Origin of the sequence: Psychroserpens sp. NJDZ02 (assembly GCF_004843725.1) — a bacterium.
In the GTDB taxonomy this organism is placed as follows: domain Bacteria; phylum Bacteroidota; class Bacteroidia; order Flavobacteriales; family Flavobacteriaceae; genus Olleya.
Window position 1 is genome coordinate 598,479 of sequence record NZ_CP039451.1, and the last position, 17,761, is coordinate 616,239.

A 17,761-nucleotide genomic window follows, 5' to 3' on the forward strand; every position below is an offset into this window, starting at 1 on the left:
TTTATAACACGTCACTCATTGAAACGTTTACTTTACGCATTTATGTTACAGCAAACTTAAAAACTAAAGTATCTTGTTTAAAAATTAATAAAATGAAGCATCTTTCAACATATTTAATGATTTTACTATTCTCTACCACCTATTCTCAAACCAACAAGTATTCCAAACTTTGGACTCAAGTAGAAACGCACGAAATTAATGGTTTACCTAAAAGCGCACTTGAAGTTATTGCAGCGATAGAAACCAAAGCTATTGCTGAAAACGATACAGACCAACGTATAAAAGTTTTACTATTTAAAAGTAAATTTGCTTTATTATTAGAAGAAGATGCACAATTAAATATAGTCAACAGCTTTAAAGCCGAAATAGCTAAAAGTCAAGCACCAACTAAAAATGTGCTAGAAAATATGTTAGCTACTTTGTATTGGCAGTACTTTCAACAAAATAGATATCAGTTTTACAGACGGACTAAAACAGAAGACAAAGCAGACGCTATTGATTTTAGAACTTGGGATTTAGAAACCTTATTCACCGAAATCCAAACACTTTATGACCACTCGTTACGCAATGGCTTAATTTTACAACAAACGGACATTAGCCAATTTAGTGCTATTATAGCCAAAGGGAAAGATTCTGAAGTTTACAGACCCACGTTATTTGATTTTTTAAATCATAATGCCTTAACCTTTTATAAAACACCTGAAAACCAAATCAAAAAACCAGCTTATAAATTTCTAATTGACAATGCGGACTATTTAGCGGACTCAAAAACCTTTTCTAGAACAACTATTACCTCTAAAGATTCGACGTCATTACAATTACAAGCCTTAAAAATCTATCAGAATTTAATTAAATTTCATCTAAAAGATAAAAACCCATACGCTTTAACCGAAGTTAATATAGACCGTTTAGAGTATGTATACAATCATGCGACTTTAAACAACAAAGAGACGATCTATTTAAACACACTTAAAGCTGCAGCTGAAAAATATAAAACACACCAAGTCTCTGCACTTTACAATTTTAAAATAGCCACGCTATACAATGTACAAGGTAATGGTTATAATAAAGAAACTAATCCAGAGCTTCAATATAAAATCAAGGAAGCGTTAACATTAAGCAAACAAGTTATTACCACTTTTCCAGATAGTAAAGGTGCTAGTTTATGCAAAATTTTACAGTCACAAATACAGCAACCCTTATTAAATATTACTGCAGAACAGTTTGTGTCAATCAATACGCATTCGCGTTTTTTAATTAGTTATAAAAACATCCAAAATTTAAACTTTCAAGCTTTTAAACTAACTAGAAAACAACGTGATGCTTATTCAAAACTGTACAAGGAAGACGAAAAAACAACATTTATTAGTAAACTTAAAGTTGAAAAAACATGGGAGTCAACTTTAAAAAGCGAATCCGATTACCAACAACACACCACAGAAACTTTAGTCCCAAAATTAGATAATGGTCTATATTTGATTCTTGGAAAATCGAAGGACCTAAGAGACAACTTTTTCGCAACCACATTAACACAAGTTACAGACATTGCTATTGTGGATTTTGAAGATCAAAATCAAGAATTCTACCAAGTTATTGATCGTAATAACGGACAACCTTTAGCAAATATCAAAGTAGATATTGAACATACCAGCCGTAATGACGTCTTAAAAACCACAAGTCAAACAACAAATGCAGAAGGTCTTATTACATTGAACAAAAGCACAAATTACAACCGTAACAATGTTAACTTTACTATTAAGACCAAATCAGACACTGCTTATTTTGGCAATTATTATATTAATAATTACTACAAAAACCACGCTAATAACGATGCCAATTATCAAGCTTTTATTTTTACAGACCGCAGTATTTACAGACCGTCACAACCCGTTTATTTTAAAGCCATCGCTTTAAAAAATAAAAACAATAAAACCGAAGTTATTACTAATAAAAAAGTTACCGTTGTATTATACAATGTTAATGGCGAAAAAGTAAGTGATCTAGACCTTGTAACTAATGATTTTGGTTCGATTTCTGGGGAATTTATTTTACCAAACGATGGACTGACTGGTAATTATAGCATTACTATTAGTGATAATAAGATTTATGGAAACACTAGTATTTCTGTTGAAGAATATAAGCGTCCTAAATTCGAAACTAAGTTCAATCCCATTACCGAAACTATAAAGGTTAACGATAGTATTACTGTAACAGGAGAAGCTATCGCATTTGCTGGAAGTAAAATTACGGATGCCAAAGTAATCTATCGTGTGGTTAGAAACGTACAATACCCTGCATGGTACAGATGGTATAGACCAAATTACAATAGTGACGCGCAAGAAATAACACATGGAGAAACGACTACAGATGCCAATGGGAATTATGATATCGTTTTTAAAGCAATACCTGATGAAAAAGTAGACCAATCAGGCTTACCTGTTTTTAGTTATGAAGTCACTGCAGATGTCACAGATATTAACGGAGAAACGAGAAGCACCTCAACTATTGTAAAAGTGGGATACCATGCTTTAACAGCCTCTATTGGTATTAGTCCCGTTATTGATAAATCTAAAAAAGATAATCAAATTACTATTACAACACAAAATCTAAATGGTCAATTTGTAGCGGCAAAAGGAACGTTAAAAATTTATAAATTACAAGCTCCAAGCACGGTCCTAAGAACACGTCCTTGGACAGCCCCAGATTATCCTGGTTTTACAGAAGCTGCTTTTAAAAACTATTTTCCGCATGACGCTTACACGAATGAAGACAATCTCGAAAATTGGACAAAAGGGGACTTAGTATTAAGTAAAACCTTTGATACCGAAAAATCTAAAACTATTGATTTAAAAAATATTAAAAAATGGTTATCGGGTGCTTATTTTATTGAGCTAAACACAAAAGACAAGTTTGGCCAAGACGTAAAAGATGAAGTTAAAACAACCTTATATGCTGATAAAGACAAAACGTTAGCAGACCAGCAATTATTATCTGTAACTACTGACAAAACCAATTATCAGATTGGTGATAACCTGATACTAACTTTAGCCAGTGCTGCCAAAAACACAACTGTTACTGTTAGTGTAGAGCGTGAGTTTCAAATCAAAAAAAATTATGTTATTCAATTAAATAACAATAAAAAGACCATAAGTATTCCTATTGAAAAAAACGATTTAGGAGGTTTTGGGATTCATTACAGTACAGCAGCTTTTAATAGCTATGAAGGTGGTAGTATGACTATAAATGTACCCTATCCTAAAACAGAATTAGAAATTGAAAGCTTAACTTTTAGAGATAAACTAAAACCAGGGACAGATGAAACTTGGTGTTTTAAAATAAAAGGCGCTAAAGGCGAAAAAATAGCATCCGAAGTATTAGCTAGTATGTACGATGCGTCTTTAGACCAATTCAAACCACACAACTGGAACTACTCCAACTTTACACCAAGAAGTTACTACGCATCTTACAGACATGGTAATGGTAATAGTTTTGCAACCACCGCTTTTAACATTACTAATCCTTATTATTTTGAGCGTTATATTAACTTAAAAAGTTTTGATCAATTTAATTGGTTTGGCTTTACCATTAATAATAACCGTTGGGTCTACAATCAGTATTTAAATAAACTGAGAATTGATCGCGTTGTAACGTCTTATGATAGTACAATTAAAAAAGGATTTGTGGCAGGAACTGTTAACGACGAAAATGGAACACCTCTTCCTAGTGCTACAATACAAGTAAAAGGAACAGATACAGGAACAAGTACTGACTTTGATGGAAAGTACGTCATTAAAGTAAAACAAGGCGATATATTAATTTTTAATTATGTCGGTTATTCAGTTATCGAAAAAACTGTTGGGTCTGACAATGTTATTAATATATCTCTTAATCCAGATAATGCTTTAGAGGAAGTTGTAGTGACTGGGTATGGCTCTACATTAAAAAGGAAATCTTCTAGAATGTTGAGTGCCCCCCCAGCGGTAATGGAGTCAGAAGACGCAATGATGGAGGCAGACAACAAGCTTGAAGGTCGAGCATCCGGTTTAAGTATTACAAATGGAAATGGTAAATCTGTAAAAGATGAATTTATTAAAATCCGAGGCGCTGCAAGTATAAATGGTAACAACACCCCTCTATACGTAATCGATGGTGTGATTTTTAATGGAGATGTTTCTAATTTAAATACAGACGATATACTACAAATGTCAATCCTAAAAGGAACAGAAGCAAGCGCTTTATACGGAAGCAAAGGTGCTAACGGAGTGGTAATAATCACCACAAAAAATGGAGCAAAAGAAGAGTTTTCTGATGTAAAAGCAAGAACCAATTTACAAGAAACTGCCTTTTTCTTTCCGCAATTAGCCACAGATACAGAGGGCAATGTATCGTTTAACTTTACAACTCCTGAAGCTTTGACTAGATGGAATCTTAATTTGTTTGCCCATGATAAGCAAGGTAATTATGCTAAAAAAACTTTGCAAACAGTCACACAAAAAGACTTGATGGTCTTACCTAATGTGCCACGTTTTTTACGTCAAGGGGATCAAATTCAGATTAGCACTAAAATTTCTAATCTTAGTACAAAAGATTTAAGTGGTACGGCAGTGCTTCAGTTATTTGATGCATTGACCGGGAAATCTATAGATTCGGAATTAGCCAATGCTTTAAATCAGCAATCCTTTTCCGCGAAAGCGAAAGGCAACACACAAGTCACATGGACGCTATCTATCCCGGATAACGTGAGTGCTGTACAGTATAAAATATTAGCCAAATCCGGCGATTTTAGTGATGGCGAACAAAATGCTTTACCAGTTTTAACTAACCGCATGTTAGTAACAGAAACCCTACCCATGTGGATTAGAAGTAACGAAAGTAGAACCTTTACTTTAGATAAATTAAAGACAAACACGTCTACTACTTTAAAGCACCACAAATTAACGTTGGAAATGACTAATAATCCGGCTTGGTATGCAGTACAAGCGTTACCCTACTTAATGGAATATCCATATGAATGTAACGAACAGACGTTTAGTAGATTTTACGCGAATGCTTTAGCTAGTCATATTGTAAATAGCAATCCCCGTATTAAAGAGGTGTTTAGCCAATGGAAAAACACAGATGCGTTATTAAGTAACCTTGAAAAAAATCAAGAATTAAAATCTATTTTAATTCAGGAAACACCATGGTTACGCGATGCACAGTCAGAAACGGAACAGAAAAAACGTATTGCTTTATTATTCGATTTAAATAAAATGAATAATGAATTAACACGCGCCAAGAAAAAACTACGTAACAACCAAATGAGCAATGGGGGTTGGTCTTGGTTTGGAGACTACCGCGTTAACCGTTACATCACACAACATATTATTACAGGTTTTGGTCATCTTAAAAAACTAAATGTGGTTAGCGATAAAGATGAAGACATTACTGATATGGTTGAAAATGCTTTAAAATATTTAGATGCGGCATTTGAAAAAGAATATAACGACTTAGCAAAGTATACTAACAAAATAGATTATACCAAAGATCATTTAAATTATACGCAGTTACATTATTTATACATGCGAAGCTTTTTCCCGGAATATAAATTAACTAAAAAGCAAGAAGACATACACCAATATTACTTGTCTCAGATTAGAAACTACTGGTTAAAACGCCCTTTATATGCTAAAGGAATGATGGCTTTAATTATGAATAGAAACGAAGACAAAACAACATCTAATGCCATTTTAAAGTCTGTTAAAGAGAATAGTATTACGTCTGACGAGTTAGGTATGTATTGGAAAGAAAACACCAACTCGTATTATTGGTATCAAGCCTCTATTGAAACACAAGCGTTGATGATTGAAGCGTTTGCGGAAATAGACCTTATTAGTACTGATGTCAAACTAAGTACTATCGAAACGCAAGCAGAACAAACAAAAACCATTGATAATCTTAAGATCTGGTTACTTAAAAATAAGCAGACCAACCGATGGAAAACAACTAAAGCCACTACCGATGCAGTTTATGCTTTACTATTACAAGGTAATGATTGGTTAAGTGTTACTGATATGGTAGATGTGGTTTTAGGTGGTAAAAAAATAACACCTACTACTTTAGAAAATGTAAAAGTTGAAGCTGGTACTGGTTACTACAAAACGTCTTGGTCCGGAGCTGAAATTACACCAAAAATGGCAGATGTCAAACTGACTAAAAAAGGAGACGGTATTGCTTGGGGAAGTTTATACTGGCAATATTTTGAAGATTTAGATAAAATAACGCCTGCTGAAACGCCTTTAAAACTGAAAAAGCAATTGTATTTAAAAACCAACACGGATACTGGTGAGGTTATTACTGCAATCACTAAAGACACCAAACTTAAGGTTGGCGATTTAATAAGAGTCCGTATAGAATTGCGAAGCGATCGCGCTATGGAATTTGTACATATGAAAGATATGCGCGCTGCAGGATTAGAACCGGTAAATGTATTAAGTAAATACAAGTATCAAGATGGTTTAGGGTATTACGAAGCTACTAAGGATGCTTCAACTAACTTCTTTTTTGACTATTTACCAAAAGGTATTTATGTCTTTGAATATGATTTACGTGTTAACAATGCTGGTAATATGAGTAATGGTATTACAACCATACAAAGTATGTATGCACCAGAATTTAGCAGTCATAGTGAAGGTGTGCGTATTGAAGTAGAGTAATTAATACGTCATCAAAAACTTAACTGATCTTTAAATATATAGGACTGTCTTCTTGAGATTTCAATTTCTTCTCCAGAATTCAGTTCTATTTTTAGTTTCCCATTAAACCAAGAGACTACTTTTTTAACATGATTAATATTAATAATCTGTTGTCTGTTAGCTCTAAAGAAAATATCTGAAGGCAGTTTCTCTTCAATTTGAGCAAGTGATTTATAAATTAATGGTTTGTTACCTTCAAAAAAGACTCGGGTGTAATTACCAACAATTTCGAATAAAGAAATGTCTTGCACTTTTACCAACCAACATTTTTCGCCATCCTTGATAAAAATCTTTTTATCTAAACTCAAACCCGCTTCTTTGGTTTCTGTTTTTGGAGCGTCATGACTTTGTTCCAAGACTTTTGTTATTGTTGCAGAAAAGCGTTTTTGATTGATGGGTTTTAATAAATAATCAAACGCATTATACTCAAACGACTTAATAGCATATTGGTCAAAAGCGGTTGTAAAAATAGTAGTTGGTACTTCGTCTAACATTTCTAAAAGCTCAAACCCGTCTTTTTCCGGCATATTAATGTCTAAAAAAAGTAAGTCTGGATTAATTTCATTTATAAGCTTAAACCCCTCGTCTACGTTTTCAGCTTCGCCAATAAGCTCAATTTCTTTATGTGCTTTTAAAAGCTCTTTTAATTCGTTTCTAGCCAATCTAGAATCTTCAACAATAACTGCTTTTAATATTTTCATAATAATGGCATTTTAATAGTGGCAACCACTTGGTTATCTATTTCGTTTAAAGAAAATGTCGCCTTTTTATCATACAATAATTCCAAACGTCTTTTAATATTTTTTAAACCTAATTTGGTTGAGTCTTCGTGGGTTTGTAATGTCCCAGAATTAGATACCTCAATTTGCAATTGGTTATCCTTTATAGTTGTAGATAAACATACTTGTCCTCCTTTTTTTAAATTTGAAATACCATGCTTAAGTGCATTTTCTACCAACATCTGAATAATCATTGGTGGGATTTGCTTATTTAAAGAAGCCTCGTCAATATTAGTTGTAAACTGCAAACGATCTTCAAACTGAATTTTAGAAATTTCGATATAACTTTCTACCATCTCTAGTTCGTCTTCTAACAAGATGGCATTTTCTTCACTTTTGGTTAATGAATACCTTAAGGTTTCAGACAAATTGGTTAGCATATTTCTTGCTCTATCAACATCTTCTAACATTAATCCACGAATATTATTTAAGCTATTAAACATAAAATGTGGGTTAATTTGACCTTTTAAAGTATTAAGCTGAGATTCTTTTAAACTAGTCTCCAATTCCAAACGTTTTTCTCTTGTTATATTAAGCTGCATTAATCCTTTGATAGCGACATAAAATACAGTCCAAACCATAAAGTAAATACCGTAATTTAAAAACAAAATAATATGATTTTTTAAACTTTGAGAAGCATGATTTAAAACATCTACCCGATCATACAAAAAAGTATAAGTCAACCTGATATAAATGGTATACGACAGGATTAAAAGTGCACTAGCTAAAAACAAAAGCCCCATAATTTTAAAACCATCGATTACTTTTAGCGCATCAAATTCTAAATATTTATTTATAAATTTTTTAAGCAAATGTGTTATTAAGATAGATAAAATTGCTAGTGCTACAAAATCTAAGAGTAATTGCCAGATCTCTAATTTAAATTCGTTACCTGAAATCCAATAAGAGAAAGCAGCAACTCCGCTTAATAAAGACCAGATTATGACTTGCAGTGACCAGTAGTAAATTGCTTTAGTTTTCATTAATTTTCTATTAGGTTACAGTTATCTATTATAAAACGCTGGTCTTGACCATTAAAATTTTTAACTATAAATTGAAAGTTATAATCTTCACATATACGCGCTTTAACTAAGAGTCTAATTACTTCCAATTTTAAATCGGATATAGAAGGATAATCACAGTTTGACAATATAAACATGAAAGCATTGGTATGTTTTTTCATTTTTTCTTGATCAACAAGCATTGATTCTTTTAATTGTAACTGTATACTTTCAACTATTGTACACTTACATTGCTTTTTAATCGTGTTTTCAATTATGGCAGAGGTATAACCTTTACCCATACCCAAAGTAAAGATACCTGCAAAAAAGAGTCCCAATAAAAATAGAGCAAATACAGTGATTAAGAGAAATACGCGTTTAGAATTTATTTTCTTCATTAACTTTACAACTTATCATATTAAGCAATCGTAATATATTACTATTCTACTACTACTGAAACTTATTTTTTAATGTAATTTCCAATAATTCTATATTACTATCTACTTTCTTAAAAGCTAAAAAACCTAAAAAGGAAACTAAAGCTAAACTAATTATGCAAACTGAAATCACAACAGTTATAGACGCATATCTTAATGCAAAAGGCACCAAAGTTACCATGTAGAAAGCCATAACAGGCATTTCATATTTTTCACGTTTTAATATGTATTGTTTAAATTTTAAAACACTACTATTTAAAGAGGTTTGTGTATATGATTTTTGTTTTATATTATTTGTTTGCAAATATTTAATGGTATAAATTATTTGTGCCAATGCCCCCAATAGTAATGGGATTGCCTGCTCTAAATTATTTCGAGATATAAAAGCAGCCCCTACTGAGAATACAGCTAAAATTATAGAAGATACTTCTGCCATTTTTGAGCCATTTAATAATGCTTTGAAATTTTTTAATTGGTCTTGAAAAAGGTCTGTTGTTGTTATTGTTGTCATGGTGTATTGGTTTTAGGTTAATTACTGGTTTTAATTTAAAACGACTTCAATGATTAATTGAACGACTGCTTTTACTAAATTGATCATAACATTGTTGTTTTTGATTGATAATTACTGCTCGTTTTGTATTGATGGTATAAAAATACAACCACATTAGGTATTTAAAAGTGATAATATGACGAGTGGTAAATAGATTATGCTAAACGGAAATAGGACGTTTTTAGTCATAAAAAAACCTTTTAAGATTACTCTTAAAAGGTTTTTTACTAACTAAATGGATTGGTTGGTTTTAGTTGTTTCTGTGCTTAATATTTTCTCTATTTACCGTAATATGTAATTATATAAAATTTTCTAGTTCTTTACTCATAGTCATTTCTAGCTCTAAAATCTCTTTATCTGATTTTTTATAAGCTAAGTTACCTAAAAAGCCAACAACAGCTATATAAAGAACAACACCTAAAATACCATAGACATTTGAACTAAAATAAGTCGCTGAAAAAGGAATTAGAGTTAACATCCAAAAAGCAATAAAATACATTTCATATTTTTTACGTCTAGACATATAAGTCTTAAGTTTTGTAATACTTGCCAATAAGAACATTTGTGTATAGGATTTTTGTCTTATATCTTTTAGAGACATAAATTTATCTATAAAAAAGATTATAGCTAAAGCCCCCATTAATAATAGCATTACAGATAGGTTATTATCTCTAGATTTAAATGCTAACGCTAATGAAATAGTTACCAAAACAATTGATGATAGTTTTGCCAGTTTAGCTCCTATAAGTAGCTTTTTAAATTTTGATAATTGTTGTTTAAATGTGTCTGTTCTGTTTGTTTTTGATGTTGTCATGGTGTATTGATTTTTGGTTAATTATTGGTTTTAATTTAAAACGACGTCAATGATTAATTGAACGACTGCTTTTACTAAATTGATCATAACACTGTTGTTTTTGATTGATAATTACTACTCGCTTTGTATTGATAGTATAAATATACAGCCACATTAGGCATTTAAAAGTGATAATATGACGAGTGGTAAATAGATTATGCTAAACGGAAACAAAAGGTTTTAAGTCATAAAAAAACCTTTTAAGATTACGCTTAAAAGGCTTTTTACTAACTAAATGGATTGGTTGGTTTTGATTGGTTTTGGCTGGTTTACTTTAAATGTTGTGCAAAAAAACCTAACATCGCTTTGTACAATGCTACTCTATTTTCTTCATGAGAAAATCCATGTCCTTCATCGTACTTTACCATATAAGGCACCTCTATATTTCTTGCTCTCATGCTCTTTACAACTTGATCAGATTCGTCTATATTAACTCTTGGATCATTAGCACCTTGAATTACAAATAATGGTTTAGTAATTTTATCGACGTGTAAAGCAGGAGATACTTCTGTCATAATCTTTTGATCATTTTCATCCTCAGTATTATACCACTGCTCATTAAATTGTGGCATGTAAGGTTTCCAATATTCTGGAAAAGACTCAAAAAAGGTAAACAGATTACTAACACCTACATAATCTATCCCACAAGTATATAAATCTGGAGTTTTAACAAGGCTACCTAAAGTTGCCAGTCCGCCGTAACTTGCGCCATAAATAGCCGTTTTATTTCCATCAATAAAATCTAAGGTTTTAGCATAAGCTACAGCATCCTCTAAATCGTTAAGCATTTTTCTCCCAATTTGCTTATTCCCTTTTAAAAAGAATTCTTTTCCATAACCACCAGACCCTCTATAATTAACCTGTAAAGTAGCATACCCTCTACTTGCAAACAATTGCGTTTCTGGATTAAAACCCCAATAGTCTCTAACACCATAAGGTCCACCGTGAGGATTTACAATTAATGGCACTCTTTGTCCCTTTTTAATAGTATTTGGTATTGTGATGTAACCATAGACTTTTAAACCATCTCGAGATATAAAGTTAATAGGTCTCATTTCTGCCATGTCTTCCTCATGTAATTGTGGCATTAAATCCAATAGTTTTGTAAACGTGTCACTTTTCACATCATAAGTATAGTAAGTCCCATATAACTTATCCGTCTGTATAATTACTAAGTATTTATCCTCGTCTTCCGTTTTATCTACAATAGAAAACACTTTATCTCCAAACTCTTTTTTGAATTTTTTATCTAACTTTTTGTAATAATCACTTACCGGTACAATGTGTGTTTTTTCTCCTGTATAAAAATAGTAATCCACTTCATATCCTCTCTTTTTAGAACGACTAACACCACCTACATCAAACGTAGGATTACTGTATACCTTTTCTATAATTTCTTTTTTTGCTAAATCGTATAAAACCAATTCGCTTGTATTACTCTCTAAATTAGTTAACACAAAAGCATCATGCTTATAAGCTGTATTATAATTAAAAGCTACGATAGAAAAAGAATCTTTCCAATTAGTAGTAACCACCTCTTTAAAAGGTTGATCGGCGTCTGTTCTGTAATTTAACACGTACTCTACTCCATTTTGTTGTTTTGTATAACCTCTTAAATTTCCATCTTTATCAAATTCATAACCCGCAATAGGTGAAGATGCATCTTTATTTTCAAACAGTTTTTCCATATCTCCCGTTACAATATTGATTTTGTAAGGCTCAAATATTTGTTTATTATCTTTATTCATCATAATAATAACATGATCTGGTTGATCCTCTAACAGGTTCGAAAAATTAACTTGTACATCATCAAATGGTGTTAATGCTTTTGGATTACTTCCATCAATATTAGCAGCAAACAGTTGATAGTTTTCGTTACCGCCATTATCTTTTACATAAACTAATCTATTATCATTAGCCCAGCCATAACCTCTAATTAACTCCTCACCTTCTTCTATAGCACGTGTCACCTTATCTGTTTTTGTATTTTTCACATATACATGATTTTTTCCACTAGCATCTTTCTCTCTATACGAAAAGTAATTTCCTTTAGGCGAAAATTGAAAAGAGCTAGTTGCTGGATCTTCAAAATAATCTTCAGCAGAATATTTATATGTTCCGTTATCAAAAGCAGACAACTTATCTAAAGCATCTTTAGATGATGGCAAGGAAACATCCCCCGGTTTGGTTTTTATGGTTTTTGTTAGATTTAAAGGAAACTCCATGCCTCCTTGATAAAATATTCCAGTAATAGCTTCTTTATCTAAAACACCAACATATTTAATACCGCCTTGCGTAAAATTGATGCTTAATTGGTTGTTTTCAAAAAGGGTTTTATCCATAGGAATCCCTGTTGCACCCTGAGAAGGACTATCCATTGTAGATGACAAAACACCACTATCGTTTTTTACATTAAATAATAAAGGTATGTCTTGACCTTGCGCGGTCAATGTTCCTTTCCAAGATCCAGAAATATCTTGAGCAAATGTGCTAATGGATAGCAGCAAAGCTAAAATACTTAATACTAATTTTGTGTTTGGTTTTTTCATGATGGTTTATTATTATTATTATTATTATTAGTAGTTACCTAATTAGTAATCAATTACACTTAATTGTTACATTTGTTTTTATAAAGATATATCTATAATCTGTTTTTAAAATTGAAATTATGATAAGCGGTCAACTAATAATGATAAACGGAAATAGCAATTAACACCATTAATATGAAAACTTTAAAAAAAGCATTACCCTTATTAGTTGTGTTTATTTGCACAATATCTTTTGCGCAAACTGAAAAACCCCAAACCCCAAAAGGCCCCTTTGATTATATAATAGAAGACGTCTCGTTTATAAATAAAGACGTCGACAGTATTACATTAGCTGGCACATTAACATTACCAAAAAATATAAAACAACCGCCTGTTGCTATTTTAATAAATGGGTCTGGTGCGCATGATAGAGATTGCACGATGATGGATCATAAATCCTTTTGGGTTATTGCGGACTACCTGACCAATAATGGTATCGCGGTGTTACGTTTTGACGAACGTGGTACTGCTAAGTCCGAAGGTGATTTTAGTAAAGCAACCACTTTTGATTTAGCAAAAGATGTTGAAGCCGGAATTAGCTATTTACAAACTAGAAAAGATATTGATTCGTCTAAAATTGGATTAATTGGTCATAGCGAAGGTGGGCTAATAGCACCTATCGTCGCGTCTACAAATCCTAATGTTGCCTACGTAATAATGCTTGCCGGACCTGGAGTTAATGGTCAAAAAATATTACAATCGCAAAGTAAAAAGATAGCCAAATTACAAGGAGTGACAGACGAAGGTATTGCTTTTAATAACGAATTAACCACTATTGTATACCAAGCTATGTTTTCTGAAACTGAAGTTGAAAAACAAAAATCAGCTATCGAAAATGCTTTAAAAGAATTTAAAGTCAAATTAGAAACTGAAGACAGTCCTTTTAAAGTATATGTTAATGATTATACTATTAATCAATTAAAAACACAACTCTCTAATCCCTGGTTACAGGCTTTTATAAAACTAGATCCTAAACCTTATTTAGAGAAAACCAATTGTCCGATTCTTGTTTTAAACGGATCAAAAGATGTACAAGTGTTACCTGAAATTAATTTACCTGAAATTGAAAAACATCTTAAAACTGCGAATAATAAGGATGTTACTATAAAACAATTGGAAGGATACAATCACTTGTTTCAAACCGCTAAAACGGGACTTTTAAATGAATATTTTACAAATGAAGAAACCTTCTCTCCTAACGTTTTAAAAATAATGTCCGATTGGATTAATGCTCGATTTTAGTATAAGTAGTAATATTACGTGAGGTTGATGTGTCGTAACACAGAATGTTAAAAATATTATATAAAAAAAGCTTCCCAATAGGAAGCTTTTTTTTATATAATATTTGAATACTTAATTCAACATTTTCCAAAGCGAATCTTTCAACTCGGTTAACCCCTGTTGTGCAACACTAGATATAAACTGATAAGGTATTGGTAATACTTTATCTAATTCTTCTTTCATTTCAGCTTTAAGTTCATCATCCAACATGTCTGACTTTGAGATAGCAATCATGCGATCTTTGTCTAACATTTCTGGATTATAACGTCTTAATTCATCTAACAAGATCTCATACTGTGCATTAATATCTGGCGCATCTGCTGGTATTAAGAATAGTAAAATCGAATTACGTTCTATATGACGTAAAAAATAATACCCTAATCCTTTTCCTTCCGCCGCACCTTCAATAATACCTGGTATATCAGCCATTACAAAAGTTTGAAAATCTCTGTATTCTACAATACCTAAATTTGGCTTAAGCGTCGTAAACTCGTAATCTGCAATTTTCGGTTTTGCTGAGGTCACCACAGATAAAAGTGTAGATTTTCCTGCATTAGGGAAACCAACTAATCCAACATCTGCCAAAACTTTAAGTTCTAAAGTAATAAAATGCTCTACCAAAGGCAAACCTGGTTGTGCATAACGTGGCGTTTGGTTTGTCGAACTTCTAAAATTCCAGTTTCCTAGACCTCCTTTTCCACCTTCTGCAACGATAACCTCTTCCCCTTCATCAGTAATTTCAAAAAGAATTTCGTCCGTCTCAGTATCTCTTACAACAGTACCTAAAGGCACGTCCATGTACATATCTTCTCCATCAGCTCCAGAACTTCTACTTTTACTTCCGTGTCCACCGTGTCCAGCTTTGACGTGTCGCTTAAATTTAAGATGTAATAGTGTCCAAAGATTAGAGTTCCCTCTTAAAATAACGTGTCCTCCACGTCCACCATCTCCTCCATCTGGTCCTCCTTTTGTAATAAATTTTTCGCGGTGTAAATGCACAGATCCTTTTCCTCCGTTCCCAGAAGAGACGTGCATTTTTACGTAGTCTACAAAATTTCCCTCAGTCATAATTTATTTAAAAAATTAAAACGTTATCAGTTAAAAGCTTTCACTAATACTTCAATAACTCAAACCTATTGGTTTGTATTACAATTTGTCAATTACAGTATTTAAACGTTTAGTAATATCTGTAATAGATCCTATTCCATCCACTCCAAAATATTTATTTTGAGCTGCGTAATAGTCTTTTAAAATAGCCGTTTCGCTATAATATACTTTAATTCTGTTTCTGATAATAGACTCGTCAGAATCATCTTTTCTTCCACTAGTTTTACCACGCTCTAATAAACGTTGTACCAAGACCTCATCTTCAACTTCTAGAGCAACCATTGCGCTAACTTCAGAATCTCTTGCATCCATTATCTTGTCTAAAGCTACAGCTTGTGCTTCATTTCTTGGAAAACCATCAAAAATAAATCCATTTGCTCCTGCATTTCTGTCCACTTCTGCTTCTAACATATCTATAGTCACTTGGTCTGGCACTAAATGCCCCTTATCCATGTATGATTTTGCTAATGTCCCTAAAGCCGTTTCGTTTTTGATATTATATCTAAACACATCTCCTGTAGAGATATGTACTAGATTATATTTCTCTTTTAAAAAATTAGCTTGAGTTCCTTTTCCTGCACCTGGAGGTCCAAATAGCACTAAATTAGTCATATGTTGTGTGGTTTTTAATTGATATACTGCTGGTAGATCCCTTCCTAATCCATCATAGTCTAATCCGTAGCCTACAATAAATTTATTAGGTATTTCCATACCAACATAATGCAACTTAAAGTCTTTTTTATAAGCTGCTGGCTTATAAAAAAGTGTTGCAATTAATAATTGTTTTACGTTCTCGTTCTCAAAAATGCGATGTACTTCGACTAAAGTGTTACCGGTATCAATAATGTCCTCTAAAATAACAACTGTACGTCCCGTTAAGTCTTGTGTTAAACCTATTAAACGCTGAATATCTTCTGTCGATTTAACACCTTCATAAGACGCTAGTTTAATAAATGTGACTTCGCAGGGTTTTGGATATTTTTTTACAAAATCGCTAACTAACATAAAAGAGCCATTCAAAATACCAATAAAAACGGGTACTTCGTCACCTAAATCTTCTGCAACTTGATGCGCCATTCTGGTGACTGCATCATCAATTTCCTGTTCAGAAATAAATGGTTTAAACTGTTTGTCGTGAAGCGTTATCGTCTGCATTTTATAAATTTAAAGCGCAAATATACGCAATTGTGACTGTTTAAGAGATATTTGAATTCGATTTTTAGGTACTGTTTTGGTTTTAAAATGTATTTTTGTAGCTAACACGTTTCTTGACTAATGAATTATTTTTCTTCTGACTTTAAATTAGGTATTTTAGGTGGTGGCCAATTGGGCAAAATGCTCCTGTATGATACTCGAAAATTTGACATATACACTTGCGTTTTAGACAATAGCAGTGAAGCACCAAGCCGAATGGCCTGTAATGAATTTACAAAAGGTGACTTAATGGATTTTGATACCGTTTACAATTTTGGAAAGCAGGTTAATGTGCTTACCATTGAGATTGAAAACGTCAATGTTGACGCATTAGAAAAGCTAGAAAATGAAGGCGTAAAAGTCTATCCGTCCTCTAAAACTTTGCAACGTATCCAAAATAAAGCAACGCAAAAATTATTTTATCAAGATCATAATTTGCCAACTGCTCCTTTTAGTCGGTTTGCTTATGTCTCAGAAATTGAAGACGCCATTGATAACGGTGGGTTAAAGTTACCCTTTGTGTGGAAAGCAGCACAGTTTGGCTATGACGGTAATGGGGTTAAAATAGTACGATCTATTGCGGATTTAACAGATTTGCCTAAAGGCGAATGTATAGCAGAGCAATTAGTGCCTTTTAAAAATGAATTAGCCGTTATTGTTGCAAGAAGTGCTACCGGAGAAACGAAAACGTATCCTGTAGTCGAAATGGAGTTTCATCCAGAAGCCAATCAAGTAGAATATGTTATTTGTCCAGCAAGAATATCCCCTGAAGTTACTAAAAAAGCACAAGACATTGCTTTAAAAACATCCGAAGCGTTTAATCATGTTGGTTTATTGGCAGTCGAATTATTTCAAACCGAAGATGATCAGATTCTGATTAATGAAGTCGCACCAAGACCACATAACTCTGGACACCAAACTATTGAAGCGAGTTACACTTCGCAATTTGAACAACACATCCGCGCGGTTTTAGGATTACCATTAGGTAAAACAGATAATAAAACGGCAGCTGTTATGGTTAACCTAGTGGGCGCAGAAGATTACGCAGGCCCCGTAAAATATAAAAATATTGAAGCTATCATGGCTATGGACGGTGTAACACCGCACATATACGGGAAAAAAGAAACCCGTCCTTTTAGAAAAATGGGACATGTCACTATAATAAACGAAGATTTAAATACAGCACGTCAAATTGCTGAAGAAGTTAAAAACAGTATAAAAGTAATAAGTCAATAAA

General features: G+C 32.6%; 11 protein-coding genes. 3 read left to right on the forward strand and 8 right to left on the reverse strand.

Annotated elements, in window-relative coordinates; translation table 11 throughout:
* The first annotated feature begins 92 nt into the window (after positions 1 to 92).
* Positions 93 to 6,695 carry an alpha-2-macroglobulin family protein gene (locus tag E9099_RS02720; protein WP_240788944.1) on the forward strand — a complete coding sequence of 2,201 codons (6,603 nt, stop codon included), beginning with the start codon at positions 93 to 95 and terminating at the stop codon, positions 6,693 to 6,695.
* Positions 6,696 to 6,706: 11 nt separating this feature from the next.
* Here the strand turns inward: E9099_RS02720 and E9099_RS02725 are convergent, their stop codons facing one another.
* From E9099_RS02725 to E9099_RS02750, 6 genes are all read right to left on the reverse strand, one after another.
* Positions 6,707 to 7,435: a LytR/AlgR family response regulator transcription factor gene (locus E9099_RS02725; RefSeq protein WP_136582190.1), complete on the reverse strand. Its 729-nt coding sequence runs from the start codon at positions 7,433 to 7,435 to the stop codon at positions 6,707 to 6,709.
* Positions 7,432 to 8,496, reverse strand: a complete 1,065-nt coding sequence (locus tag E9099_RS02730) for a sensor histidine kinase (RefSeq protein WP_136582191.1) — start codon at positions 8,494 to 8,496, stop codon at positions 7,432 to 7,434. The genes E9099_RS02725 and E9099_RS02730 overlap by 4 nt, the downstream gene beginning before the upstream one ends.
* Complete coding sequence (locus E9099_RS02735; protein WP_136582192.1) at positions 8,496 to 8,912, reverse strand: hypothetical protein; 417 nt, start codon at positions 8,910 to 8,912, stop codon at positions 8,496 to 8,498. The genes E9099_RS02730 and E9099_RS02735 overlap by 1 nt, the downstream gene beginning before the upstream one ends.
* A 52-nt stretch (positions 8,913 to 8,964) precedes the next feature.
* A complete protein-coding gene (locus tag E9099_RS02740) occupies positions 8,965 to 9,462 on the reverse strand; it encodes a hypothetical protein (protein WP_136582193.1) in 498 nt (165 codons plus the stop codon).
* Between the two features lie 337 nt (positions 9,463 to 9,799).
* Positions 9,800 to 10,315 (reverse strand): hypothetical protein, encoded by a 516-nt coding sequence (locus E9099_RS02745; protein ID WP_136582194.1) that lies wholly within the window; start codon positions 10,313 to 10,315, stop codon positions 9,800 to 9,802.
* Positions 10,316 to 10,623: 308 nt separating this feature from the next.
* Positions 10,624 to 12,903, reverse strand: coding sequence for an alpha/beta hydrolase family protein (locus tag E9099_RS02750; protein WP_136582195.1), 2,280 nt, complete (start codon positions 12,901 to 12,903; stop codon positions 10,624 to 10,626).
* A gap of 174 nt (positions 12,904 to 13,077) precedes the next feature.
* Here E9099_RS02750 and E9099_RS02755 point away from each other — a divergent pair, with 174 nt between their 5' ends.
* On the forward strand, positions 13,078 to 14,184 hold the full coding sequence (locus E9099_RS02755) for an alpha/beta hydrolase family protein (protein ID WP_136582196.1): 1,107 nt from the start codon (positions 13,078 to 13,080) through the stop codon (positions 14,182 to 14,184).
* A gap of 111 nt (positions 14,185 to 14,295) precedes the next feature.
* Here E9099_RS02755 and obgE read toward each other — a convergent pair whose 3' ends face one another.
* Entirely contained in the window at positions 14,296 to 15,291 is a 996-nt protein-coding gene (gene obgE / locus E9099_RS02760; RefSeq protein WP_136582197.1) for a GTPase ObgE, read from the reverse strand.
* Between the two features lie 78 nt (positions 15,292 to 15,369).
* A complete protein-coding gene (locus tag E9099_RS02765; RefSeq protein ID WP_136582198.1) occupies positions 15,370 to 16,485 on the reverse strand; it encodes an adenylate kinase in 1,116 nt (371 codons plus the stop codon).
* Between the two features lie 120 nt (positions 16,486 to 16,605).
* Between E9099_RS02765 and E9099_RS02770 the strand changes: the two genes are divergently transcribed.
* The gene (locus tag E9099_RS02770) at positions 16,606 to 17,760 is read left to right on the forward strand and encodes a 5-(carboxyamino)imidazole ribonucleotide synthase (RefSeq protein ID WP_136582199.1); all 1,155 of its coding nucleotides are present in this window, start codon (positions 16,606 to 16,608) and stop codon (positions 17,758 to 17,760) included.
* Position 17,761 lies beyond the last annotated feature (1 nt).

Excerpts from the sequence above, each read along its gene's own strand:
- E9099_RS02720 (WP_240788944.1), top strand. The coding sequence starts at position 93 with ATGAAGCATCTTTCAACATATTTAATGATTTTACTATTCTCTACCACC.
- E9099_RS02725 (WP_136582190.1), bottom strand. The coding sequence starts at position 7,435 with ATGAAAATATTAAAAGCAGTTATTGTTGAAGATTCTAGATTGGCTAGA.
- E9099_RS02730 (WP_136582191.1), bottom strand. The coding sequence starts at position 8,496 with ATGAAAACTAAAGCAATTTACTACTGGTCACTGCAAGTCATAATCTGG.
- E9099_RS02735 (WP_136582192.1), bottom strand. The coding sequence starts at position 8,912 with ATGAAGAAAATAAATTCTAAACGCGTATTTCTCTTAATCACTGTATTT.
- E9099_RS02740 (WP_136582193.1), bottom strand. The coding sequence starts at position 9,462 with ATGACAACAATAACAACAACAGACCTTTTTCAAGACCAATTAAAAAAT.
- E9099_RS02745 (WP_136582194.1), bottom strand. The coding sequence starts at position 10,315 with ATGACAACATCAAAAACAAACAGAACAGACACATTTAAACAACAATTA.
- E9099_RS02750 (WP_136582195.1), bottom strand. The coding sequence starts at position 12,903 with ATGAAAAAACCAAACACAAAATTAGTATTAAGTATTTTAGCTTTGCTG.
- E9099_RS02755 (WP_136582196.1), top strand. The coding sequence starts at position 13,078 with ATGAAAACTTTAAAAAAAGCATTACCCTTATTAGTTGTGTTTATTTGC.
- obgE (WP_136582197.1), bottom strand. The coding sequence starts at position 15,291 with ATGACTGAGGGAAATTTTGTAGACTACGTAAAAATGCACGTCTCTTCT.
- E9099_RS02765 (WP_136582198.1), bottom strand. The coding sequence starts at position 16,485 with ATGCAGACGATAACGCTTCACGACAAACAGTTTAAACCATTTATTTCT.
- E9099_RS02770 (WP_136582199.1), top strand. The coding sequence starts at position 16,606 with ATGAATTATTTTTCTTCTGACTTTAAATTAGGTATTTTAGGTGGTGGC.